The following is a 25,251-nucleotide window of genomic DNA, read 5'->3' on the forward strand; positions in this document are numbered from 1 at the left end:
TTTTCCCATCACTTCTTTATGTAATAGTGTGTGTTCAAAAAGTTGCCGAATTAGAAACAAGAAGGTTGAGGAACAAAACGTATGCCCTTAATACGTGAGGACCGGAAAATCCGAGTAACAAAGAGATTCGCCATTTATCATTTGGCGACTTTATAAACATCTTATTATAGGTAATAGTTTATTTCAGTTGAGTTTAATGATATAGTCTAAAATGGTGAATTTTTCGTAGGAGGTGTCGATCGTTGGAAGAACAAAACAAAAATGACACAGCAACACAAGATAAAGCAGAAAATGTTGAGCCGGAGGAAATGGAAATTAATGATCCAGAAGAACACCTTGGTTCAGATGAAAGTAAAATGGAAACACTGAAAGAGGAAATGGAACAATTAAAACAAGAAAAAGATGAAAACTATCAAAAGATGCTACGTATTCAAGCGGAATTTGATAATTTTAAAAAACGCACGCAACGTGAAAGAGAAACAGCAAATAAATACAAATCACAAGATATAGTAAATGAATTGCTACCTGCTATAGACAACTTTGAACGTGCTCTTCAAGTAGATGTATCAGAGGCCAGGGAGAGTTTTGTGGAAGGAATCTCAATGGTATATCGTATGCTGAAGGATGCGCTAAAAGCACAAAATATAGAAGAAATTGAAACAGTTGGGAAAGAATTTGATCCTAAATTACATCACGCAGTTATGCAAATTGAAGATGACGAGATAGAATCAAATACGGTAGTAGAAGAAATGCAAAAAGGATATGTACTTGCAGATCGTGTTATTCGACCAGCTATGGTCAAAGTAAATAAATAAAAGATTAGGTAAAGTAGTTGAAGGAGGAAATGGAACAATGGGAAAAATAATTGGTATCGACTTAGGAACAACAAACTCTTGTGTATCAGTAATGGAAGGTGGGGAAGCGGTAGTCATTCCTAACCCGGAAGGAAACCGTACAACACCATCAGTTGTTGCATTTAAAAATGGTGAACGTCAAGTTGGTGAAGTTGCTAAAAGACAGGCAATCACAAATCCAAATACAATTCAATCAATCAAACGTCATATGGGTACTGATTACAGCGTTAAAATTGATGATAAAGAATTTACACCACAAGAAGTTTCTGCAATTATTTTGCAGCACATTAAATCATATGCAGAAGATTATTTAGGTGAAAAAGTGGATAACGCTGTTATTACGGTTCCAGCTTATTTTAATGATGCAGAACGCCAAGCAACAAAAGACGCAGGTAAAATTGCTGGGCTGGAAGTTGAACGTATCATCAATGAACCAACTGCTGCTGCGCTAGCATATGGTATCGATAAAGATGACCAAGACCAAACAATCCTAGTTTACGATCTAGGTGGTGGTACATTTGACGTATCTATTTTAGATATTGGAGAGGGAACATTTGAAGTTGTTTCAACTGCAGGAGATAATCGTCTTGGTGGAGATGATTTTGATGAAGTAATCATTAAACATATGGTTGCAGAATTCAAGAAAGAAAATGGAATTGATCTTTCTAAAGACAAAATGGCAACACAGCGTTTGAAAGATGCTGCTGAAAAAGCTAAAAAAGACCTTTCAGGAGTTGCTCAAACACAAATTTCATTACCATTTATTACTGCTGGTGATGCAGGTCCATTACATTTAGAAATGAATATATCACGTGCTAAGTTTGAAGAATTATCTTCAGATCTAGTAGAACGTACAATGGTTCCTACTCGTAAAGCATTAAAGGATGCTGGATTATCTTCAAGCGAGATTCACAAGGTAATTTTAGTAGGTGGATCAACACGAATCCCAGCAGTTCAGGAAGCAATTAAACGTGAAACTGGTAAAGAACCGTCTAAAGGTGTTAACCCTGATGAAGTGGTAGCTCTTGGTGCTGCAATCCAAGCTGGCGTATTACAAGGTGATGTAAAAGATGTCGTGTTATTAGATGTTACACCTTTATCATTAGGTATCGAAACAATGGGTAGTGTATTTACAAAATTAATTGAACGGAATACAACTATTCCAACAAGTCATTCACAAGTATTCTCAACTGCAGCAGATAACCAAACTGCAACAGATATTCATGTATTACAAGGTGAACGTGAAATGGCTGCTGACAACAAAACACTAGGTCGTTTCCAATTAACTGACATTCCACCAGCACCACGTGGAGTTCCACAAATCGAAGTATCTTTTGATATTGATGCAAATGGTATTGTAAATGTACGTGCAAAAGATATGGGTACAAACAAAGAACAATCTATTACAATTAAATCTTCTTCAGGTTTATCTGATGAGGAAGTAGAAAAGATGGTTCAAGAAGCAGAAGAAAATGCGGAAAGTGATAAAAAACGCCGCGAGGAAGTTGAGTTACGTAATGAGGCTGACCAACTTATCTTTACAACTGACAAAACTATTAAAGATTTAGGTGACAAAGTTTCTGACGAAGAGAAAGAAAAAGCTGAAGCAGCAAAAGAAGAATTGAAAACAGCTATTGAGTCAGATGACTTAGAGGAAATTAAAGCTAAGAAAGAAGCACTTCAAGAACAGGTCCAACAGCTTTCTGTTAAACTTTATGAGCAAATGCAACAAGATGCAGAAGCTCAAGAAGGACAAGAAGGATCGAAAGATGATGATGTTGAAGATGCGGATTATGAAGAAGTAAACGATGATGATAAAGATGAAGACGACAAAGATAAAAAATAATAAGCAGTAACAAAAAAGTCAAAGTCAGGAATTCCTTGGCTTTGGCTTTTTTTCTTACTTTATAAATGATATGATAAAATTTATGCAATAGTGTCGGGAGAGTGATGTACAAGTGAGTAAGCGTGACTATTATGATGTACTTGGCGTTGGTAAAGACGCATCAAAAGAAGAGATAAAAAAGGCTTATCGAAAGTTAGCCAGAAAATATCATCCGGATGTAAATAAGGAAGAAGATTCGGCTGACAAGTTTAAAGAAGCAAAAGAAGCATATGAAGTGTTAAGCAGTGAACAAAAGCGCGGACAATATGATCAATTCGGCCATTCTGGTCCACAAAGCCAAGGAGGATTTGGAGGGGGAGCCCAAGATTTCTCAGGTTTTGGAGATATTTTTGATATGTTCTTCGGTGGTGGCGGACGTCGCCGTGACCCTAATGCTCCTCAGCAAGGTGCCGATTTACAATATGCGATGACTTTAGAATTTGAAGAAGCCATTTTCGGGAAAGAAACAGATATTACTATTCCGAAAGAAGAAACGTGTGATACCTGCTCTGGATCAGGTGCCAAACCGGGAACAAAGGTAAATACGTGCTCCCATTGTAGTGGTTCAGGGCAATTAAATACCGAACAAAACACACCATTTGGCCGTGTTGTCAATAAAAGAGTATGCCATTACTGTAGCGGAACTGGTAAAATAATTCCTGAAAAATGTTCTACATGTGAGGGAACTGGTAAAGTACAAAAAAACAAAAAGATTCATCTCTCAATTCCAGCCGGAATCGATGAAGGACAACAAATTCGTGTTCCTGGAAAGGGAGAATCTGGCGTAAATGGTGGCCCGGCCGGTGACTTATATGTAGTGATTCAAATCAGACCGCATGATTTTTTCCAGCGTGAAGGCGATCATATCTATTGTGATTTACCGGTTACGTTTGTTCAGGCAGCATTAGGTGACGAAATGGAAGTCCCAACAGTGCATGGTAAAGTAATGTTAAAAATTTCTGCGGGAACTCAAACAGGTAAAACTTTCCGTTTAAAGGGAAAAGGAGCTCCTAACGTTCGTGGATATGGTCAAGGCGATCAACATATTAAGGTGCGGATTATTACCCCTTCAAAACTTTCTGAACGTCAAAAAGAATTATTGCGAGAGTTTAATGATATTGAAGGAAATAAATCGATTGATGAACAAGATGGATCATTTTTCCAACGGTTTAAAAAAGCTTTTAAGGGTGAATAACGGTGTTAGTTTTTAACACCGTCTACATATTTCCAAGAAATGAGTGGGTCTAATTGAAATGGTCGGAAATTTGCGTGCATACGACGAATGAAGCAATTGAACCAATTTCGAATATACTTCATGAAACAGGTGCCAGTGGTGTAGTGATTGAGGATCCAATTGATTTGATCACAGAACGAGAAGATAAGTTTGGTGAATTATATGAGCTTAATAAAGATGAATACCCTGAAGAGGGTGTATATATTAAAGCCTATTTACCTATAAATAGTTTTCTGGGTGAAGCAGTAGATGAGATTAAACAGGCTGTTAATAACTTGTTGTTGTACGACATTGATATCGGTAGAAATACGATTACATTAACTGAAATTAATGAAGAAGAATGGGCCACGGCCTGGAAAAAGTACTATAAGCCTGTTAAAATTTCTAAAAAAATAACCATTACACCAACGTGGGAAGACTATAAACCAAAATCACCTGATGAAATAGTTCTTGAATTAGATCCAGGAATGGCTTTTGGTACAGGTACACACCCTACAACAGTATTAAGTATTCAGGGCATTGAAAGATATATAAAAGAGAATGATGAAGTCATTGATGTTGGGTGCGGATCAGGTGTCCTAAGTATTGCTTCTGTATTACTTGGAGCAAGAGAAGTATATGCATATGATTTAGACGATATCGCGGTGGAAAGTACAAAGTTCAATGCAAAACTCAATAAAGCAGAAAAAAAAATTAATACCAAGCAGAACAACCTATTGGACAACGTCAACAAACAATCCGATTTAATTGTGTCCAATATACTAGCTGAAATTATTGTTCGATTTATTAAAGATGCTTGGGATAACCTAAAGGAAGATGGTTTATTCATCACTTCAGGAATTATTCAAGCTAAAAAGGACCTTGTAAAAGATCAGTTGCAACAAAATGGTTTTTCTATTGTCGAGGTTAACGAAATGGAAGATTGGGTTTCTATCGTAGCCAAGAAAAGCAAAAGCACCCGTTCAACAACGTATGGACTGGACTGACCTGTTCAAGATAAAGGAAAACCAATTATGGACGTTCGACTAAGAACGCCACGTCCTGTGGCAACGTCGAACTACCCTACATCCTGTAGGGCATTGAGCTTGACTTATTTTAAGATCAGGGAGGGAAGTCCACTAGTTGTTGGTCGCTGTAGCTAGCCAAGAAAGTATTGAACTAAAAAGTAGGTGTTGCAATTGCAACGGTATTTTGTCCCGGAAGGTAACTGGCAAAATGAAAGACTTATAATTACCGGTGATGATGCACATCATGTATTGAGAGTGATGCGCGGGAATATAGGCGATAAACTGATATGTAATCATCCGAGTGGCTTTGCTGTTCGTGGTGAAATTATCGCCATGGAACAGCAACATGTAACGGTTCTAATAAAGGAAGAATTGCAGGAAGCGGTTGAACTGCCTGTTCATGTTACAATTGCCCAAGGATTACCAAAAGGTGATAAATTTGAGTCTGTCCTACAAAAGGGAACAGAATTAGGGGCATCCGGATTTATTCCTTTTTCAGCAGATCGTTCGGTAGTTAAATGGGACGAAAAAAAAGCCTCTAAAAAATTGTCTCGTTTTACTAAAATTGTTAAAGAGGCAAGTGAACAGAGTCATCGGAACCGAATTCCGCATGTTACATCAATAAAAAATATTGGTGGTTTAATTGCAGAGACAAAGGAATACGATGTAAAAGTTTTCGCTTATGAGGATGAGGCGAAAACAGATCATTTTGTTTCATTTGCTTCCGTTGTATCAAAACTGAAAACGGATCAGCGAATAGTCGTCTGCATTGGTCCTGAGGGCGGATTTTCAGATAATGAAGTTACCTTGTTAAAGGATAACGACTTTAAATCAGTTCGTCTTGGGCCACGAATTTTGAGAACAGAAACTGCACCATTATACGTATTAGCAAGTATTTCTTATCAATTTGAAGAATTGGGGTGCTAAGAATGCCGAGAGTAGCCTTTCATACATTAGGTTGTAAAGTGAATCATTATGAGACAGAAGGAATATGGAACATGTTTAAAGCACAGGATTATGAGCGCGTGGATTTCGACCGTCAAGCCGATGTCTATGTTATTAATACGTGTACTGTTACTAATACAGGAGACAAAAAAAGTAGACAAACCATTCGCCGTGCTGTTAGAAAAAATCCAGAAGCTGTCATCTGTGTTACAGGGTGCTACGCGCAAACATCTCCAGGTGAAATTATGGAGATACCTGGTGTGGATGTGGTAGTTGGAACACAAGACCGTAAAAAAATGATTGGATATATTGAAGAACACTTGGAAACTCGTGAGCCTGTGAATGGTGTAACAAACATCATGAAAAATCGTGTGTTTGAAGAGATGGATGTTCCTGAATTTACGGACAGAACGCGCGCTTCTTTAAAAATCCAAGAAGGCTGTAACAACTTTTGTACATTTTGTATTATCCCATGGTCACGTGGGTTATTGCGATCCCGTGATCCAAAAGATGTTGTGACACAAGCACAGCGCCTGGTTGATGCTGGTTACAAAGAAATTGTGTTAACTGGAATTCATACTGCCGGTTATGGCGAAGATATACAGGATTATAATTTCGCTAAACTTTTACAAACCCTTGAAACAGAAGTAACTGGGTTAAAACGAATTCGTATCTCCTCTATCGAAGCTAGTCAAATTACCGATGAAGTGATTGAAGTTCTGGATAAATCAGAAAAAATTGTTCGTCATTTACATGTACCATTACAGTCTGGGTCTGACACAGTATTGGATCGTATGCGTCGGAAGTACACGAGCGAATTTTATTATCACAAGGTCGAAAAGATTAAGAAAGCTTTACCTGGCTTAGCTATAACATCAGATGTTATTGTAGGATTTCCTGGTGAGACGGAAGAAGAATTCATGGAAACCTATAACTTTATTAAAAAAGTAGGTTACTCTGAACTGCATGTTTTTCCATATTCACAACGTACAGGGACTCCTGCAGCTAAAATGAAGGATCAAATAAATGACGAGACTAAAAATAAACGTGTCCATCAATTGATTGATTTATCAAGTCAGTTAGCTAAAGAATATGCATCAAACTTTGAAGATGAAGTAGTGGAGGTTATTCCAGAGGAACGCTCACCAGATGAGGATAATTCTGATATGTTAGTAGGTTACTCGGATAATTATCTTAAAGTTAGGTTTACTGGATCTGAAGAAATGATAGGCAAAATTGTCCGAGTAAAAGTTACGAAAGCAGGATATCCATATAATGATGCAACATTTGTAAGAGTAATGGATGTTGATATTCCCTCTAAGATTGTATAAGTTTCCTAAACCTGGTAGTTAGTTATCAGGTGTTAGGACTTAGCTTTTTATACATAATAATGCTATTATAGTCCAGAGGTACGAACAACTAAAAGAGAGGGCGTAGATTATGACAAAAGATCTTGCAAAATACATTGATCATACGCAATTAAAACCAGATACAACACAAGAAAAAATAAACAGTGTTATTCAAGAAGCGAAGGAATATGAATTTGCATCTGTATGCGTGAATCCATTTTGGGTAAAACACTGCTTTGATGAGTTAAAAAATACAAGTGTAAAGGTTTGTACTGTTATTGGCTTCCCACTCGGTGCAACAACAACTGAAACAAAAGTATTTGAAACAAAGAATGCCATTAATAATGGTGCAACAGAAGTAGATATGGTGATAAATGTTGGAGCGCTGAAATCAAATAATGATTCACTTGTAGAACAAGACATTAGAGAAGTTGTTTTTGCAGCAAAAGGGCACGCTTTAACAAAAGTAATTATTGAGACTTCTCTTCTTACAGAGGATGAAAAAGTTCGTGCTTGCAAACTTGCAAAAGCCGCAGGTGCAGATTTTGTTAAAACGTCCACAGGATTCTTGGGTGGTGGAGCTACAGTAGCGGATGTTATGTTAATGCGTGAAAAAGTTGGACCTGAGCTTGGAGTTAAGGCATCTGGTGGTGTTCGTGACTTGGAAACTACTAAAGCAATGATTGATGCTGGTGCAACACGAATTGGGGCGAGTGCCGGAATTGAAATCTTAGCTGGAAAGCAAGGTCTTTCCGATTATTAATCGAATAGGTTAAAAAACTGCTAAAAAATTAGTTGACCAGTTTGTGACAATATATTATACTTATTGAAGGCATGTGAAATCTATATTTGCCTGTATAATCCTGTTTTATGCTTCGGAGGGAGGGAAATCAGTATGTCAAATACAACTCGCGTTCGTAAAAACGAGTCTATAGAGGATGCTCTTCGTCGATTTAAACGTAGTGTGTCAAAAAGTGGTACACTACAAGAATATCGTAAGCGTGAACACTATGAAAAACCTAGCGTTAAACGTAAATTGAAATCGGAAGCTGCTAGAAAGCGTAAATTCTAAAGAGGGTGCAATAACATGACATTACTAGAACAGTTAAATACAGATATGAAACAAGCGATGAAAGATAAGGATAAGGCTAAGCTTGGAGTCATTCGAATGGTGAAAGCATCTTTGCAGAACGAAGCGATTAAGCAAGGAAATGATACACTTTCAGAGGATGATGAGTTAACTGTATTGTCTAGAGAGTTAAAGCAAAGAAAAGATTCCCTCCAAGAATTCAAAGCTGCTGGACGTGATGATCTTGTATCCAAACTTGATGTAGAAATCAATGTGTTACAAGCATATATGCCAAAACAGTTATCTGAACAAGAATTAGAAGAAGTTGTTCAGAATACAATTCAAGAAGTTAATGCAACATCCAAAAAAGAGATGGGTAAAGTAATGAGTGCTATAATGCCTAAAGTAAAAGGTAAGGCAGATGGTTCAAGTATTAATAAACTTGTACTAAAACATTTAAACTAACACATCACTATAAATGCGAATTTGACAACCCTTGTCGGTACATACTGACAAGGGTTTTTAATTAAAAATTAGTTTTTAGGCTCAGGATTGTGATACTATCAAAATAGTGACAATATAAAAGTTTAATGAAACCAAACAACAAGTTAAATCGTATAACATACTAAGCTGAAGGGGGTGATTACATATGTTGTACAAAACACTCACTACATATCTTATTTTAGTATTCATCATTTTCGTTGGATTATTGTTCTATGGAAATAATGCAATTGCCGCTGAATCCCCTGGTGAAGGTGAATTAGTATATGTCATTCCAATTGAGGATACAGTAGAGCAAGGTTTAAAAGCCTTCCTTTCAAGAGCTACAGAGACAGCAGAGACAGAGGGTGCTGATTATATCATATTTGAGGTTGATACACCTGGTGGACGTGTAGATGCGGCTGGTCAAATCGCGGAACTAATACAGAATTTAGAAACACCTAACGCTGCTTTTATCGTTAACAAAGCATTATCAGCGGGATCATACATTGCGCTAAACACGGATGCCATTTATATGAAGCCTCATGCCACTATGGGAGCCAGTGGTGTCATAAACCAGGACGGTACGGCGGCTGATAAAAAAGCACAATCTGCATGGCTAGCAGCTATGAAGAGTGCAGCGGAATCTCAAGGAAGAGATTCGAAATATGCAGCAGCTATGGCTGATCCAGAAATTGACTTACCAGAGCTCGGGGCGCCAAAAGGAGAATATTTAACACTAGGACCTAAATCAGCGGTAGAAGTAGGTTATGCAACTGGTATAGTGGAGGATCGCGTAGAACTTTTAAATGAATTAGGTCTACAGCAAGCTACAATAGTAGAAATGGAACCGACCTTTTCAGAGAAACTAGCTAGGTTTTTTACTAACCCGATTGTTATACCGATTTTGTTGACTATCGCTAGCTTAGGTTTAATTGTAGAAATTTTCTCACCTGGATTTGGTATACCTGGTATTATGGGATTATTATCATTAGTATTATTTTTCTATGGACATATTGTAGCTGGTTTAGCGGGAATGGAAGCCGTTGTTTTGTTAGTTTTAGGTCTCATTTTAGTATTAGCCGAATTTTTCGTTCCAGGCGGAATTGTAGGGGTATTAGGAATCGGTTGTGTTGTAGCCTCCCTGTTTATCTCGGGTCAAGACATAGGACATATGACAATGAGTATTGGAATAGCATTCCTTATCTCGATTATCGCTTCTGTTATATTGTTTAAGAGAATAGGTATGGAAAAAGGAGTCTTCAGGCATATCATCCTGAAGGATAAAACTTCTACGGAGCTCGGTTATGTTTCAACAGTTAATCGCCTTGAGTTAATTGGTCTTGAAGGGAAAACGTTAACAACACTACGCCCTTCAGGTTCAGCGCGTTTTGATGATGAACGGTTAGATGTGGTCTCTGAGGGCCGTTTTATTCAAAAGGAACAACCGATTAAAATTGTCAAAGTCGAAGGATCTCGGATTGTCGTTAGAGAAATTTAGTATAAAAATGGAGGAATGAACATGAATTTATCAGAATTTATGCCGTTAATTATTATTGGTATTATTTTAATTGTAGTAGTTGTATTGTTTACCTTTATTCCAGTTATGCTTTGGATCAGTGCTTTAGCAGCGGGGGTAAAGGTTGGTATTTTCACCTTAGTTGGTATGCGTTTACGTCGAGTAGTTCCGTCGCGTGTAATCAACCCACTTATAAAGGCATACAAGGCAGGACTCGACCTAACTACCAACCAGCTTGAAAGTCATTATCTGGCTGGTGGTAACGTGGATAGGGTTGTTAATGCATTAATTGCAGCTCATCGAGCGAATATTGAATTAATTTTTGAACGTGGTGCGGCAATTGATCTTGCTGGTAGAGATGTACTGCAAGCAGTTCAAATGAGTGTTAATCCAAAAGTAATTGAAACCCCTTTTATTGCTGGTATTGCAATGGACGGTATTGAAGTGAAAGCGAAAGCACGTATTACGGTGCGTGCGAACATTGACCGTCTTGTTGGTGGTGCTGGTGAGGAAACAGTTCTTGCTCGTGTTGGTGAAGGAATTGTAAGTACGATTGGTAGTTCGAAAACACATGCAGTAGTATTAGAAAATCCAGACAGCATTTCACGTACTGTATTAGATAGAGGGCTCGATGCAGGTACCGCATTTGAAATTTTATCAATTGATATTGAGGATATTAACATTGGCAAAAATATCGGAGCTATCTTACAAACTGACCAAGCAGAGGCAGATAAGAGTATTGCGCAGGCTAAGGCGGAAGAAAGACGAGCTATGGCTGTTGCACAAGAACAAGAAATGGTGGCGCGGGTTCAAGAAATGCGTGCATTTGTCGTGGAAGCTGAAGCAGAGGTTCCAAAAGCACTTGCTGAAGCATTGCGCTCTGGAAATCTTGGTGTAATGGATTATATGAATTATAAAAATATAGATGCTGATACGGATATGAGGGATACAATTGGTAAGCTATCAGAAGAAAATAATGATGATAGTGATAAATAATACCTGTCAACTGAATCAGGAGGGGTATAATGGAAGCCATCTTTGATACACTTTTTGGAAATATACTTGTATTATTAGCTATTGTTGGAGGAATTGCTGGGTTTATAAAAGATCGAAACAGTAAAGAAAGTGAATCAAATAAACCATATTCAGCACCCAGACCAAATCATCAGCCATCAGACGGCCGATATCAAGCTAATCATGAGGAAGTAACGGAGGAAGAAAAGAGAAGCGCAATATCAACTATATCTATGCGTGAGCAATTAAATCCCTCTACACATCGTGCCATCGAAGGCGGAGAACATGATGCAATAGCTAAAGGTAGGGTAGGTACACCATCCTACAATTCGGATAAGAACAATAGAATGAAAAAGCAGATACGCAACAATTTATCAAAACAGGGATTGGTGAATGGTATTATCATGTCCGAAGTGTTGGGACCACCGAGAGCAAAAAAACCATATAGAAGTGTCATTACAGAACGAAGAAAGTAACTTTTAAAAAGCCTTCCAAGGGAGAGTTTTATACTCCATACCTTGGGAGGCTTTTTTATGTTCTTATTTAATGTTTTTATTCATAAATATGAAGGGGAGAGGAGGTTGCACCTTTGACAAAAAAACACCAACGATTCCTACCTTGGATCATGAATCAATTTACGCTTCCTTCTGATATAGTTTCTGACTTACCAAGAGTCACAATATTAGGTCAACTTCATGTGTATATAGAAAACCATCAGGGATTGGTCGTATATTCTGAAACTGAGCTTACATTGAAAACGCGCACAGGATTGATAAAAATATCTGGCTCCGGATTTGTATTAAAAATGATGCTACCACAGGAACTATTACTGGAAGGAACAATTAACGAGGTAACATATATCACTGGTTAAAAAGGAGGTAGCAATGAAACAAATACAAGGCTCATTTCTAACAGGTTATGTAACTATCTTGATTGAAGGAAACAGCCCGGAGCTATTTTTACAGCATTGTGTGGACCATGAGATATTGGTCTGGAATGTAAAAAAGGCATCACCTACTTCATGTATGGGTAAAATAAAGTCACAAGATTTAAGTAAAGTAAAAGAGTTGCTAAATGATGGGATATATACCATTACAGTCAAACAAGAAAAAGGGCTTCCATCTATTATAAAAAAGCTTCTAAGTAGAAAAGAGTTTCTCTTTAGTATAGGAATATGCTTATTGCTAATTTTGTATTTATCTAATATTATTTGGGACATTAAAATTAATGGAGTACCAAAAGATATAGAGGAAAAAATAACAAAACAATTAAACACATACGGCGTTCATACAGGTGCCTTAGGTTTCTCCATTGATTCCCCAAGTATTATTCAACAAAAACTGCTCCATGATATCCCTGAACTCTTATGGGTAGGTGTAGAAAAAAAGGGGACAACCTTTCAAATTGAGGTTGTAGAGAAAACCATTGTAAAGAAAAAAGAGGTGAAGGGACCAAGTAATCTGATTGCAACAAAGGAAGGTGTGATCAGCTATGTGTATATATCAAAAGGAATGCCAAAGGTCAAAGTGAATGATTATGTTAAATCGGGTGATTTACTGGTTTCAGGGAATATTAGTGAGGATGAAGAAGAGCCTAACTTAGTTGAAGCAGAGGGAGAAATTATAGCAAAAACGTGGTATGAGGTTTCCGTTACTGTACCACTTGAAGCCGAATATCAAGAATTAACTGGTGAAAAAGATGAAAAACTTTATATGGAAATTGGAGATTTACGAGTTCCTTTTTGGGGGTTTGGATCGAGCGAATTCGAACATGTACAAGCAGATATTAACCGAACACCCTTACACTTTTTTAAATGGGAGCTTCCGATTAATATAATTGAATCCATCAGGCATGAAAAAACGTATAGAAGAGAGAAGCGTTCAAAAGATGAAGCAACTAAAATTGGAATAGAGCAGGCTAAAAACGAATTATTATTGCATCTTGATAATAATGCAAGTATTATTTCTGAAAAAGTTTTGCATGAAAGTACTGGTAATGGTAAAGTAAAATTAACCTTATATTTGACGGTAGAAGAAAATATTGTTAAATCCGTACCTATAAATCAAGGAGATTGATTATGTCGACTAACCTAAATACGATTGATTTACATTTAACGAATTCAAATGAAGCTTTAGCATTATTTGGAACAAACGATAAAAACCTAAAACAAATTGAAGATAAACTTGATGTATCAATTGTAACTAGAGGAGAGAAAGTGAGTGTATCGGGTTCAGACGATGCAAATACTTTAGTACAAGATATACTGCTATCCTTACTTACCATAATTCGTAAAGGGTTAACAATTGCAGAACGCGATGTAGTTTATGCCATTGAGCTCGCTAAAGATGGGAAAATTAATCAATTTGAAACATTATTTGAAGATGAGATTACAAAAAATGTTAAAGGAAAACCAATTCGTGTAAAAACGTTGGGACAAAAATATTATATTGCTTCTATCCGAGAAAATGATCTTGTTTTTGGAATTGGCCCTGCTGGTACTGGAAAAACCTATCTAGCTGTAGTAATGGCTGTACATGCATTAAAAAATGGACTGGTAAAACGGATTATTTTAACACGCCCTGCGGTGGAAGCTGGGGAGAGTCTAGGCTTCTTACCTGGTGATCTTAAAGAGAAAGTAGATCCTTACTTACGCCCTTTATATGATGCCTTGCACGATGTCCTAGGTGCTGAGCATACATTACGATTAATAGAAAGAGAAACGATTGAGATCGCACCTCTTGCATATATGAGAGGACGTACGCTTGACGATGCATTTGTGATCTTGGATGAGGCACAAAACACCACACCAGAACAAATGAAAATGTTTTTAACCCGTTTAGGGTTTGGATCAAAAATGGTTGTAACTGGTGATGTTACACAAGTTGATTTACCAAGAGGGGTATCTGGATTACGTAAAGCAGACCAATTATTATCCAGGGTAAAAGGAATAGATTTTATACACCTTACACAGACAGATGTTGTAAGACATCCACTGGTTCAACGCATCATTGAAGCATACGAAAAATCAAATAAAGATAGTTAGCTTATAAGAAAAGCGCAAGCGTCCCGATGTTGACTTATCGCATGGAAGTGAAGGAAGTCCACTAGTCGCTGGGCGTTTGCGCTAGATAAATTATACTTTCTTTTCTTTTAAATAAGCCCCAACAAATAAAAATGATGAGGGCTTATTTCTACTACCTGAGGTGAATTGATGATGAAACTGCGAAACTTAATAGAGTCGTTAATAGCCCTTAAAACAAAATGGATTTCAATCGTTGTTCCTATGCTTGTTTTAGGGGTTTTGTTTTTCCTCATGACCTTAAATAATGTACATACAGAGACTTATGATATAGAACGATTTAGTAGTGCAAAAGAAACCATTCGTTCACCAATTACAATTGAGAATGAACAGGAAACAAAGCGTAAAACTAGGGAAACGATTCAAGCTGTAGATGATCGGTATGATATATCAACAGAAATAAATGAAGAACAAATCAATTACATAAACGAAATTTTTGATGCAATTGCCAAAGTTGAGGAAAGAAAACCCATTGATGTCCAGGAATCAGAACAAGAAGATGGTGCAATTATTTTATCAAGTCAAGAGAAAGTTCAACATCTAAAGCAAATTTTATCATCAGAAATTGTAGATTCCATAGACACAGGTGTATTACTTCGTTTAGTTGAAGCATCACTAAACGAACGGACAGAAGGCGAGAAGGTATTTGTTGAATCTGTACGGGAAGTGTTAAGTAACGGTGTACGAATGGAAAATGTGCAAAGTTCTACAAATGAAGTTAAACAAAAGCTAACCTTCTCAAAATTAGATACTGATGTAAGACAAGCATTGATTACATTAAGTAATTTTGCTGTAGTGGAAAATTCTTTTTATGATGTGGAAAAAACGTTAAACGCCAGGAAAGAAGCAGCAAGTAATGTAGATCCGGTTGTTATTCGTGCAGGAGAGATTATTGTTCGGGAAGGTCAAACTATTACCAATGGATTGTATGAAAAATTAAAATTGGTTGGATTACTAAACAACGAACGGAATGTATACCCTGTTATCGGATTAGCGCTACTTATTCTTTTAATTATTGGTGTAATTACGTATGAAATGTACCAGTTAAAGAAACAAGACAGGATAGATAACGGTAAAGTTGCATCTATCTTATTAATCAGTTTTATTGTTGTGTTAATGATGAAGGTGGTTAGTTTATACGCAACACAAGTTAATCAATTATTCTTTATTGCACCGATAGCTACTGGTGTTTTGCTTATCAAGCAACTAATAAATGAACGTTTTGCTATTGTACTTTGCGGATTATATGCCATTCTCGGAAGTATACTATTTAATAGTCAAATACCAGGTTCGTTAAATGTTGAAGCTGGTATTTATTTCTTCTTTTCCCAATTAGCTGGGGTAATTTTCTTAATGAATGTAAAGGATCGCTTGGCTATCCTAAAAGCTGGTTTCGGAATGAGTATTGTTAATATTTTAGCTGTGTTAATATTTTTATTTTTATCCTTTGAAAAATATACCTTAAGTGACTTATTTATTCAAACAGGATTAGGATTTGCAGCAGCTATTCTTTCTGTGGTATTTACGATAGGGCTACTTCCATTTTTTGAAACTGGATTAGGTATATTATCGGACAGTAAACTGTTAATGCTCGCGAGTCCGAATCAGCCTTTATTACGAAAAATATTAACGGAATCACCAGGAACTTATCATCACTCTGTAATGGTAGCTAATTTAAGTGAAACAGCATGTGATGCGATTGGGGCCAATGGCCTTCTAGCCCGAGTAGGTGCCTATTATCATGATATAGGTAAAACAGAAAGGCCAAACTTTTTTATTGAGAATCAAGTATCAATAAAAAACCCGCACGACTCGATGAAACCGAAACGCAGTGCTGAAATTATTATTAATCATCCGTATGATGGGGCGAAAATCTTAAAGAAGCACAAGTTTCCTAAAGAAATAATTGATATTGCAAAAGAGCATCATGGAACAACATTACTTAAATTTTTTTATTATAAAGAGAAAGAAAAGAACCAATCAGCTAAGGAAAAGTCATTCCGATACCCAGGGCCAAAACCAAAAACAAAAGAGGCTGCTATTGTCTGTATCTGTGACTCAGTAGAAGCAGCCGTCCGTTCATTAAGGGAGCCAACTGAAGGGAAAATTGAAGAAATCGTTGACTCAATCATCAATGATCGTTTAATGGATGGGCAACTAGATGACAGTCCCTTGACTTTGAACGAATTAAAAAAAATCCATCGAACAGTATGTGAAACGTTAAAAGGTATTTTCCATTCAAGAATCCAATATCCAACTAAGGAGGCAAAATAGATATGTATATTGATTTTCACGATAAAACAAATGAAGTAACAAGCGACTATATTGATATGTTGCAGCGCTTACTGATTTTTGCTGCAAAAAAAGAAGGTATAACCCAAGAAGCAGAGGTTTCAGTTAATTTTGTATCAAATAAAGAAATACAAGAACTTAATCGTAATTATCGCGGGCAAGATAAGCCAACAGATGTTATATCATTTGCCCTTCAAGAAACAATGGAGGATGAACTTAATATAATAGGAGAGGATATGCCATTAATGCTTGGAGATATTGTCATTTCCATCGAACGTGCGATTGAGCAAGCAAAGGATTACAACCATACATTTGAACGAGAATTAGCATTTTTGACATTACACGGTTTTCTTCACTTATTAGGCTATGACCACATGAGTGAGGAAGATGAAAAGAAAATGTTTCAAAAACAAGAGGATCTTCTGAATGCCTTCGAACTTAGAAGATAAAAACAGGAAAAAACGAATTGGTTTTACCTTTGCTTGGAATGGGTTAATAGAAATGTTCAAGAGCGAACGTAATTTTCGTATTCATTTATTGGCTACCATTATTGTCGTATTGTTAGGAGTAATAGTGAAACTTTCCCAAATAGAATGGATGATCACCATTTTCGTAATTGGTACTGTTCTAGTTGCAGAAACAACCAATACTGCCGTAGAAAAGCTAATCGATTATTTAAAACCTGATATTCATCCTTCAGCTAAAATAATCAAAGATATTGCAGCAGGAGCAGTGTTAATAGCTGCAATTACTGCATTCATCATTGGGTGTGTTCTGTTTATTCCAAAGATATATCATTTACTTTTTTAAGAACTTGTTCAATCATAGAGCAAGTTCTTTCTATACACATCACACCATAAGCAATTTCAAACTATTATTGGTAGAGGCATTTGCACCTTCTCGTATGTTATGTCAAAAATTGCAGTATGCTATTTTCTTTTCAGTTGTTTTGTCGAATGCGTGAAAGAAGATAGTTTTTATAGTATTATAAATGTACACAAAGAAAATACACTTCGGAGGATTAGACATGGATAATTCATTTAAATCAGGCTTTATTGCGATAATAGGACGGCCAAATGTTGGGAAGTCGACTTTTATGAACCGAGTTATCGGTCAGAAGATCGCCATTATGAGTGATAAGCCGCAAACAACTAGAAACAAAATACAAGGTGTACTAACAGAGAAAGATGCACAGCTTGTTTTCATCGATACACCAGGGATTCATAAACCAAAACATCGTTTAGGTGATTTTATGGTTAAAATCGCTGAGAATACACTTAACGAAGTGGATGCCGTTTTGTTTATGATTAATGCAAAAGAAGGCTATGGTAAAGGGGATCAATACATTATAGATCGGTTACAGGAAGTTAAGCGTCCTGTATATTTAATTATCAATAAAATTGACTTAATTCATCCTGATGAATTGTTTCCTTTAATCGAAAAGTATAAGGATAAGTACGATTTTGAAGAGGTTATCCCTATTTCTGCATTGGAAGGAAATAATGTTAATCATTTATTAGATGTATTAAAGAAAAAGTTACCTGAAGGACCACAATATTATCCTGAGGATCAGGTGACAGATCACCCTGAACGATTTATTATTGGTGAGTTGATCCGTGAAAAGGTTCTACAATTAACACACGAGGAAATCCCTCATTCGATTGCAGTCGTTATTGAAAATATTGAGAAACGAGAATCGAATGCCATATTTATTCAAGCAATAATTGTAACCGAGCGGAAAACACAAAAGGGAATTTTAATTGGAAAACAAGGAAATATGTTGAAAAATGTAGGGAAAAACGCGAGGAAAGACATCGAATCTTTGTTAGGAACGAAGGTATATTTAGAGCTATGGGTCAAGGTGCAAAAGGATTGGCGAAATAAACAAACCCAACTTAGAGAATATGGATTCCGCAGTGACGAATATTAAACATGGTAATATTTATATCTCATTCTTTATCAATGTGTGGTCAAAATAATAGTAAGTACTTAATCTAACATATTAAAAGAAAGGTGGGGTTTCTTGTGGTGGACTTAACCTGGAGATTATTTAGTCATACAGGAAACATTGAAACCTATTTATTATGGAAAGAACTAGAAAGTGATTCAAGTATTCAAACTTCCGCGCAAAATGAAAATGAAGTAAATGATGAAATAAATACAAAAATGTAATAGATAGGTTTTAGCAGGATTGAAGAAAGTAAAGGTGAGACTGTGTGCTTGAGAAAATAGAGGGAATTGTTATCAAAACACAGGATTATGGGGAAACGCATAAAATAGTAACGATTTTCAGTAAAAAGGTTGGTAAATTTTCAGCACTCGCTAGAGGGGCTAAAAAGACTAAAAGTAGAATGGCTGCCGTGACGCAGCCATTCATTCATGGAGAATTTTTCATTTATCTGAGTAAGGGATTAAGTACTATACAACAAGGTGAAGTGATTAATTCCAATCGTACCATCCGTGAAGATATAATAAAGACCGCATTTACAGCGTTCATAGTGGAACTGACAGATAAATTGCTTGATTCTGATGAACCCGATTACTATATATATGATCAATTAGTCAGTACGATGAACTGGATTGCAGAAAAAGAAGATGCAGATATTCCAATTATGATGTATGAGCTTAAGTTATATAAAAAAGGAGGCTTTGCGCCTACAGTTGACAGATGTGTTAACTGTAGTCGGAAAGAAGATTTGGTTCGCTTTTCAATAGCTGAAGGTGGATTATTATGTAACCGGTGTACATCAATTGATTCGCAAGCAATAACGTTATCAGAAACGGTTGCTAAGTTACTTCGCATATTCCTAGAAGTAGGGCTAGAACAAGTTGGTAAAATTACAATGAAAGAACAAAATAAAGAGTTGTTGCGAAAAATATTAGATGCTTATTATGAACAATATGGTGGTTATTTCTTAAAATCAAAAAAATTCTTAAGGCAGATGGATCAATTAAAATAAGGTAGTGTTAATTGACAAATCGCAAAGTTATGGTTATGATTTGTACATATTTTTAGGAATGAAGGATGCGTTGAGGGAGAATAGTACCTTTTGTTATCTATTAGGAGCGAACCTAGGACGGTGAAAGCTAGGTAGTAGAACAAACAGGGAAGGGAACTCCTTAGCATATTAAATAAAGTGGCTTTATTTAATATAAAGCAAGTAGGGTGGAACCGCGGACAATCAAATCCGTCCCTATGCCTAAGCTTTTTTAGGCATAGGGACGGATTTTTTTGTATTATTTGTATTAAAGGAAAGAATGAAAAGTCTAAGAAAATCAGTATAAGATGAATGTTGCAATTCGTTCGTTTTTAAGGCAGGCGAGTGGCGAGTTTTTTAAGAGCAAGAAAGGATAAAATTTTGGCGAATATCTGTCTAGCTCCAGCACCTAGACACTCGAGACATAAGCAGTTCGCTTTCGCGTGGGCAAAGCACCCACACTGCACCGTTCTGCTTATGCTTGTCGTGTCTTTCAAGGCGCCCTGAGCTTTTCTTACAAATTTTAGAAAGCATGGAAGGAAGTTTTATATGAATATTCAACAGATGATTTTAAGCTTACAGTCTTATTGGTCAAATCAAAATTGCATCCTTATGCAAGCGTATGATGTGGAAAAGGGTGCTGGGACGATGTCGCCTATGACGCTGCTTCGTAGTTTAGGACCTGAGCCATGGAATGTTGCTTATGTAGAACCATCAAGGAGACCCGCTGACGGAAGATACGGTAAAAATCCAAACCGTTTGTATCAGCATCATCAATTCCAAGTGATTATGAAGCCTTCTCCAGACAATATTCAAGAATTGTATCTAGATTCTTTAAAGGAATTGGGGATAAATCCGTTAGAGCATGATATACGATTTGTAGAGGATAATTGGGAGAATCCTACACTTGGCGCAGCAGGACTAGGTTGGGAGGTTTGGCTTGATGGAATGGAAATTACTCAGTTTACCTATTTCCAACAAATTGGTGGATTAGACGCAAACCCTGTTACAGTTGAACTGACATATGGATTGGAACGTTTAGCCTCTTACATTCAAGATAAGGATAATGTCTTTGAATTGGAATGGACAAAAGGCGTAACTGTACACGATATATTTTTCCAGCCTGAATATGAACATTCCACCTATACATTTGAAGAGTCGAACACTGACATGTTGTTTGAGTTATTTACTATGTATGAGCAAGAAGCAAAAGCTATTATGGATAAAGGCTTAGTTTTTCCGGCGTATGATTATGTGCTGAAATGTTCTCACACGTTTAATTTACTAGATGCAAAAGGAGTAATTTCCGTAACGGAACGGACCGGTTATATAGCAAGAATCAGAAATTTAGCCAGAACCATTGCGAAAACGTATGTGGCAGAACGAAAAAAACTTGGGTTTCCAATGCTCGAAAAGGAGGAAATGTAAATGACAAAGGATGCATTATTTGAAATAGGGTTAGAAGAATTGCCAGCACGATTTATTGATGATGCAGAACGTCAATTAAAAGAACAGACAGAAAAATGGTTAGATAATCTGCGCCTTTCTTACTCAAAGGTAGAATCTTTTTCTACTCCTAGACGATTAGCGGTTTTAATAAAAGGAATTGCGGATTCACAAACAACTGTTGAAGAAGAAGCAAAAGGACCAGCATTAAAAATAGCACAAGACCAAGATGGAAATTGGTCAAAAGCGGCGATAGGCTTTACGAATGGCCAAGGCAAGACAGTAGATGATATTTATACAAAAGAAATAAAGGGCATTGAATATATTTTTGTACAGAAGCGAATTGAGGGGAAATCTACTTTTGATTTACTTACTACCTTTAACTCAATTATTGAATCAATCCAGTTTCCTAAAAATATGCGTTGGGCTGGGCAATCGATACGCTACGCACGTCCAATTCGTTGGCTTGTAGCACTTTATGATAATAAAATAGTACCATTTGAAGTAGCTCAAGTACAAACTGGGGATCAAACATATGGTCATCGTTTTTTAGGTAACCCTATTACATTAAATAGAGCTGACATGTACCAAGAAGATCTCAAAAAGAGCTTTGTGATTACGGACTCTAAAGAACGCGAGGAAATGATTGTATCGCAAATTAGAGCAATTGAAAAAGAGCATGATTTTAGCGTTGACATTGATGATGATTTACTGCAGGAGGTTCGAAACTTAGTAGAATATCCAACTGCTTTTGTTGGTTCATTTGAAAAATCATTTTTACAATTGCCGAATGAAGTGTTAATTACATCCATGAAGGTGCACCAACGTTATTTTCCTGTAAAATCTTCTGGTGGGGAATTATTACCCTCTTTTATAGGAGTTCGAAATGGAGATCAAGAACACATCGACACGGTAATTAAAGGAAATGAAAAAGTAATACATGCTCGTCTTTCAGATGCAGAGTTTTTCTTTGATGAGGATAAGAAGCACAACGTTGATTTTTACCAAGAAAAGCTACGTCGTGTGGTGTTCCAGGAGAAACTTGGAACAATTACTGACAAGGTTGATCGAGTAGTTACACTATCTTCCAAACTAGCTAGTTTACTTCAAACGAATACAGATATTACTGAACAGTCAATTCGTGCTGCAGAGATTTGTAAATTCGATTTAGCAACAAATATGGTAAATGAGTTTACAAACCTTCAAGGTGTAATTGGTGAAAAGTACGCGCTTCATAACAAAGAGGAAAAGAATGTAGCAACAGCAATACGTGAACATTATTTACCGCTACAATCGAATGATCCACTTCCAACGACTGTAGAAGGAGCAATTGTCAGTGTGGCAGATAAATTAGACACCATTGTTGGCTGCATATCTATCGGCTTAGTACCTACAGGTTCTCAGGACCCGTATGGTTTACGTCGACAAGCTGTAGGTATATTAAGGATTCTAGAAGAAAATAAATGGGATATCGCACTAGAAGATTTATTATCTTTAACCCATGAAGTTTATCAAAAACTTGAAATGGAACAAAATGATGAAGAGACAATAACAAAAGACTTAATCAACTTTTTCCGTCTACGTGCTAGTCATGTTATGAAAATGAATTCTATCGAAACAGATATTATTGAGGCTGTCATTCAAAAACAAATTGGCGTTTTCCATTATGCGATTGATAAAGCAAAAGTACTTGCTGAGAAAAGAAATCAGGACGCATTTAAAATAGTGAACGAATCATTAATCCGAGTTCTTAATTTATCCAAGAAAGCAACGGAAGCAAAAGAAATAAACCAATCAGTTTTCGAAACAAAGTCCGAAGAAATGCTGTTTAACCACTACCAGGAAATTGCGCCACTATTTATGAAAGCCAATAAGAATAGAAATGCTAGTGAAGCAATTAACTATTTAGCAACATTTGCAGAACCGATTAACGATTTCTTTGAAAATAATATGGTTATGGCAGACAATAAGGAAGTTCGCTCTAACCGTTTAGCAATGTTGAAAAGAATAGCGGATTTAATTAATCTATACGCGGACTTCAGCAAGATAGAATGGAAACAGCAGTTTTAATCAAAACCACTCGGGACTTTACGCTTTTATTTTCCAGCTTCAGCGCCATTGGCTATTGCCTTGCAGGCTCTTCCTTGCGATAACATTTCGGCATTAGCCGAACTTCCTAGCTTGCGCTTTTGTTCTGTCTTTTGCATTGTAAATAGTCTATAATATTTATAAATAGTATGACATAATAGGTGTGTAGGTGGTGGGAAAGTGGATTTATCTAAAAGACAAGAAAAGATAATTGAAATAGTAAAAGAAAACGGTCCAATAACTGGTGAAAATATAGCACAGAACCTAGGTTTAACAAGAGCAACCTTAAGGCCTGATTTAGCCATTTTAACTATGGCAGGTTTCTTGGATGCACGCCCGCGAGTGGGGTACTTTTTCACTGGAAAAACAGGCTCAGAATTATTAACAGAAAAAGTTAAGAAGTTTAAGGTACGAGATTTTCAATCGATCCCAATTGTTGTTAACGAAAGTGCGTCTGTATATGATGCAATTTCAACTATGTTTTTAGAGGATGTCGGAACATTATTTGTTGTCGACAAGCATACTTGCTTAACAGGTGTGTTATCACGTAAAGATTTATTACGTGCGAGTATTGGTAATCAGGATTTAACAAATGTACCTGTACATATTATTATGACACGCATGCCAAATATTACATTTTGCAAGAAAGATGATTTGCTATTAGATGCTGCTAATAAATTAATTAATAAGCAAATTGATGGTATTCCTGTAATCAAGAATACGGAAACTGGAAACGAGATTGTTGGTAGAATAACAAAAACCACGATTACAAAAGCTTTTGTAGAGCTAATAATGGATGACCATTTATAGGGGAGGGGCATATTTATGAGTAAGAAACCATTGGTTTATGTTCTATCAGATTCTGTTGGGGAAACTGCTGAATTAGTAATTAAGGCTGGATTAAGTCAATTTAATGGTGGAGAATATAAAATACAACGAATACCGTATGTTGAAGATAAAGTAATCATCGATGAAACATTACAGCTTGCTAAGGAAAAAGAGGCAATAATTGGATTTACACTAGTTGATCCTATGTTGCGTGATTATTTAAATGATGAGGCAAAAAAAGTTAAAGTGGAGGCAATTGATATCATGGGGCCAATGATGAAATCAATGGAACGTGTATTTGCAACATCCCCGCGCCTTGAAGCTGGTTTGGTCCATCAATTGGATGAAGATTATTTTAAGCGAGTAGAGGCAATTGAATTTGCTGTAAAATACGATGATGGGCGTGATCCAAGAGGAATTTCCCGTGCAGATATTATTCTAATTGGCGTATCTAGAACATCTAAGACACCGTTATCACAATATCTAGCTCATAAGCGTTTAAAAGTTGCCAATGTGCCACTGGTACCGGAAGTAGACCCGCCTGATGAATTGTTTGAAGTAGATTCCGAAAAATGCATCGGGTTGAAAATAACAGCAGATAAATTAAATGAAATTAGAAAAGAACGCTTGAAAGCACTAGGATTAGGCGACCAAGCAACTTATGCTAACATGACTAGAATTCATCAGGAACTTGCATTTTTTGACAAGATTGTGAATAAAATTGGTTGTAAAACAGTTGATGTGTCCAATAAAGCAGTGGAAGAAACAGCTAATAGTATTCTGCAAATGATAAAAAAATAGATAGTAGATAAATAAGCATTCTACTTTTTACTGGTAGAGTGCTTATCTGTTCTAATTTCTTTGCAAATTAAATATATAATACTAGTAATTTAGTGAAATATCATTTATAATTATTCTTTGTGTTTAAATGATATTTATTGTTGATATCATTATGCGTTTTACACCTTGCTTTAAAAAAATTTGTTTTCAGGAAGGAATAACCTTTCTTTATGTAGAATTAATAAGCATGGCATTTAATCTTTTTTAGTTTTATTCTTATAAAAGGGGGTTTATGAATAACTCCATAAGGAATAATAGTAAATGTGATGTTATGCAAAGGGACAAAATGAATAGGTATATATAATCATATTTACCGACCATAATTACTATATCGAAAGCTCCTT

The 25,251-nt window shown here is 36.4% G+C and carries 25 protein-coding genes and 1 other annotated feature; all 25 genes read left to right on the forward strand.

Annotation, left to right across the window (positions count from 1 at the left end; genetic code table 11):
• Positions 1-242 precede the first annotated feature (242 nt).
• The 25 genes from grpE to AC3G7N_RS06755 all read left to right on the forward strand — a co-directional run bounded on the left by grpE (position 243) and on the right by AC3G7N_RS06755 (position 24,868).
• Positions 243-815: a nucleotide exchange factor GrpE gene (grpE, locus tag AC3G7N_RS06635; RefSeq protein WP_489421366.1), complete on the forward strand. Its 573-nt coding sequence runs from the start codon at positions 243-245 to the stop codon at positions 813-815.
• A gap of 37 nt (positions 816-852) precedes the next feature.
• Positions 853-2,700 (forward strand): molecular chaperone DnaK, encoded by a 1,848-nt coding sequence (dnaK, locus tag AC3G7N_RS06640; RefSeq protein ID WP_489421367.1) that lies wholly within the window; start codon positions 853-855, stop codon positions 2,698-2,700.
• 112 nt (positions 2,701-2,812) lie between these two features.
• The gene (gene dnaJ / locus AC3G7N_RS06645) at positions 2,813-3,934 is read left to right on the forward strand and encodes a molecular chaperone DnaJ (RefSeq protein ID WP_489421368.1); all 1,122 of its coding nucleotides are present in this window, start codon (positions 2,813-2,815) and stop codon (positions 3,932-3,934) included.
• A 53-nt stretch (positions 3,935-3,987) separates the two neighbouring features.
• Positions 3,988-4,959 carry a 50S ribosomal protein L11 methyltransferase gene (prmA, locus tag AC3G7N_RS06650; protein ID WP_489421369.1) on the forward strand — a complete coding sequence of 324 codons (972 nt, stop codon included), beginning with the start codon at positions 3,988-3,990 and terminating at the stop codon, positions 4,957-4,959.
• Between the two features lie 192 nt (positions 4,960-5,151).
• A complete protein-coding gene (locus AC3G7N_RS06655; protein ID WP_489421370.1) occupies positions 5,152-5,907 on the forward strand; it encodes a 16S rRNA (uracil(1498)-N(3))-methyltransferase in 756 nt (251 codons plus the stop codon).
• A 2-nt stretch (positions 5,908-5,909) separates the two neighbouring features.
• Positions 5,910-7,256, forward strand: a complete 1,347-nt coding sequence (mtaB, locus tag AC3G7N_RS06660) for a tRNA (N(6)-L-threonylcarbamoyladenosine(37)-C(2))-methylthiotransferase MtaB (protein ID WP_489421371.1) — start codon at positions 5,910-5,912, stop codon at positions 7,254-7,256.
• Positions 7,257-7,365: 109 nt separating this feature from the next.
• Positions 7,366-8,037 carry a deoxyribose-phosphate aldolase gene (gene deoC / locus AC3G7N_RS06665; protein ID WP_489421372.1) on the forward strand — a complete coding sequence of 224 codons (672 nt, stop codon included), beginning with the start codon at positions 7,366-7,368 and terminating at the stop codon, positions 8,035-8,037.
• A 132-nt stretch (positions 8,038-8,169) separates the two neighbouring features.
• Complete coding sequence (gene rpsU / locus AC3G7N_RS06670; protein ID WP_489421373.1) at positions 8,170-8,346, forward strand: 30S ribosomal protein S21; 177 nt, start codon at positions 8,170-8,172, stop codon at positions 8,344-8,346.
• Positions 8,347-8,361: 15 nt separating this feature from the next.
• Entirely contained in the window at positions 8,362-8,808 is a 447-nt protein-coding gene (locus tag AC3G7N_RS06675; RefSeq protein WP_489421374.1) for a GatB/YqeY domain-containing protein, read from the forward strand.
• A 184-nt stretch (positions 8,809-8,992) separates the two neighbouring features.
• Positions 8,993-10,324: an NfeD family protein gene (locus AC3G7N_RS06680; protein WP_489421375.1), complete on the forward strand. Its 1,332-nt coding sequence runs from the start codon at positions 8,993-8,995 to the stop codon at positions 10,322-10,324.
• A 21-nt stretch (positions 10,325-10,345) separates the two neighbouring features.
• Entirely contained in the window at positions 10,346-11,338 is a 993-nt protein-coding gene (gene floA, locus AC3G7N_RS06685) for a flotillin-like protein FloA (protein WP_489421376.1), read from the forward strand.
• 29 nt (positions 11,339-11,367) lie between these two features.
• Positions 11,368-11,832, forward strand: coding sequence for a YqfB family membrane protein (locus AC3G7N_RS06690; RefSeq protein ID WP_489421377.1), 465 nt, complete (start codon positions 11,368-11,370; stop codon positions 11,830-11,832).
• 113 nt (positions 11,833-11,945) lie between these two features.
• Complete coding sequence (gene yqfC, locus AC3G7N_RS06695; RefSeq protein ID WP_489421378.1) at positions 11,946-12,227, forward strand: sporulation protein YqfC; 282 nt, start codon at positions 11,946-11,948, stop codon at positions 12,225-12,227.
• A gap of 13 nt (positions 12,228-12,240) precedes the next feature.
• On the forward strand, positions 12,241-13,431 hold the full coding sequence (yqfD, locus tag AC3G7N_RS06700) for a sporulation protein YqfD (RefSeq protein WP_489421379.1): 1,191 nt from the start codon (positions 12,241-12,243) through the stop codon (positions 13,429-13,431).
• A 2-nt stretch (positions 13,432-13,433) separates the two neighbouring features.
• Positions 13,434-14,399, forward strand: coding sequence for a PhoH family protein (locus AC3G7N_RS06705; protein ID WP_489421380.1), 966 nt, complete (start codon positions 13,434-13,436; stop codon positions 14,397-14,399).
• A 171-nt stretch (positions 14,400-14,570) separates the two neighbouring features.
• Positions 14,571-16,709 carry an HD family phosphohydrolase gene (locus AC3G7N_RS06710; protein WP_489421381.1) on the forward strand — a complete coding sequence of 713 codons (2,139 nt, stop codon included), beginning with the start codon at positions 14,571-14,573 and terminating at the stop codon, positions 16,707-16,709.
• A 2-nt stretch (positions 16,710-16,711) separates the two neighbouring features.
• On the forward strand, positions 16,712-17,176 hold the full coding sequence (ybeY, locus tag AC3G7N_RS06715; RefSeq protein ID WP_489421382.1) for an rRNA maturation RNase YbeY: 465 nt from the start codon (positions 16,712-16,714) through the stop codon (positions 17,174-17,176).
• Entirely contained in the window at positions 17,154-17,537 is a 384-nt protein-coding gene (locus AC3G7N_RS06720; RefSeq protein ID WP_489421383.1) for a diacylglycerol kinase family protein, read from the forward strand. The genes ybeY and AC3G7N_RS06720 overlap by 23 nt, the downstream gene beginning before the upstream one ends.
• A gap of 217 nt (positions 17,538-17,754) precedes the next feature.
• Positions 17,755-18,657, forward strand: a complete 903-nt coding sequence (gene era, locus AC3G7N_RS06725) for a GTPase Era (protein ID WP_489421384.1) — start codon at positions 17,755-17,757, stop codon at positions 18,655-18,657.
• 95 nt (positions 18,658-18,752) lie between these two features.
• Positions 18,753-18,899 carry a YqzL family protein gene (locus AC3G7N_RS06730; protein WP_489421385.1) on the forward strand — a complete coding sequence of 49 codons (147 nt, stop codon included), beginning with the start codon at positions 18,753-18,755 and terminating at the stop codon, positions 18,897-18,899.
• A gap of 44 nt (positions 18,900-18,943) precedes the next feature.
• Entirely contained in the window at positions 18,944-19,687 is a 744-nt protein-coding gene (recO, locus tag AC3G7N_RS06735; RefSeq protein WP_489421386.1) for a DNA repair protein RecO, read from the forward strand.
• 61 nt (positions 19,688-19,748) lie between these two features.
• Positions 19,749-19,926 (forward strand) — a binding site (T-box leader).
• Between the two features lie 328 nt (positions 19,927-20,254).
• The gene (gene glyQ / locus AC3G7N_RS06740) at positions 20,255-21,133 is read left to right on the forward strand and encodes a glycine--tRNA ligase subunit alpha (RefSeq protein WP_489421387.1); all 879 of its coding nucleotides are present in this window, start codon (positions 20,255-20,257) and stop codon (positions 21,131-21,133) included.
• On the forward strand, positions 21,134-23,221 hold the full coding sequence (glyS, locus tag AC3G7N_RS06745; RefSeq protein ID WP_489421388.1) for a glycine--tRNA ligase subunit beta: 2,088 nt from the start codon (positions 21,134-21,136) through the stop codon (positions 23,219-23,221).
• A 198-nt stretch (positions 23,222-23,419) separates the two neighbouring features.
• Positions 23,420-24,049: a transcriptional regulator CcpN gene (gene ccpN, locus AC3G7N_RS06750; protein WP_489421389.1), complete on the forward strand. Its 630-nt coding sequence runs from the start codon at positions 23,420-23,422 to the stop codon at positions 24,047-24,049.
• Positions 24,050-24,064: 15 nt separating this feature from the next.
• The gene (locus tag AC3G7N_RS06755) at positions 24,065-24,868 is read left to right on the forward strand and encodes a pyruvate, water dikinase regulatory protein (RefSeq protein ID WP_489421390.1); all 804 of its coding nucleotides are present in this window, start codon (positions 24,065-24,067) and stop codon (positions 24,866-24,868) included.
• Positions 24,869-25,251 lie beyond the last annotated feature (383 nt).

Source organism: Virgibacillus carmonensis, assembly GCF_057836705.1.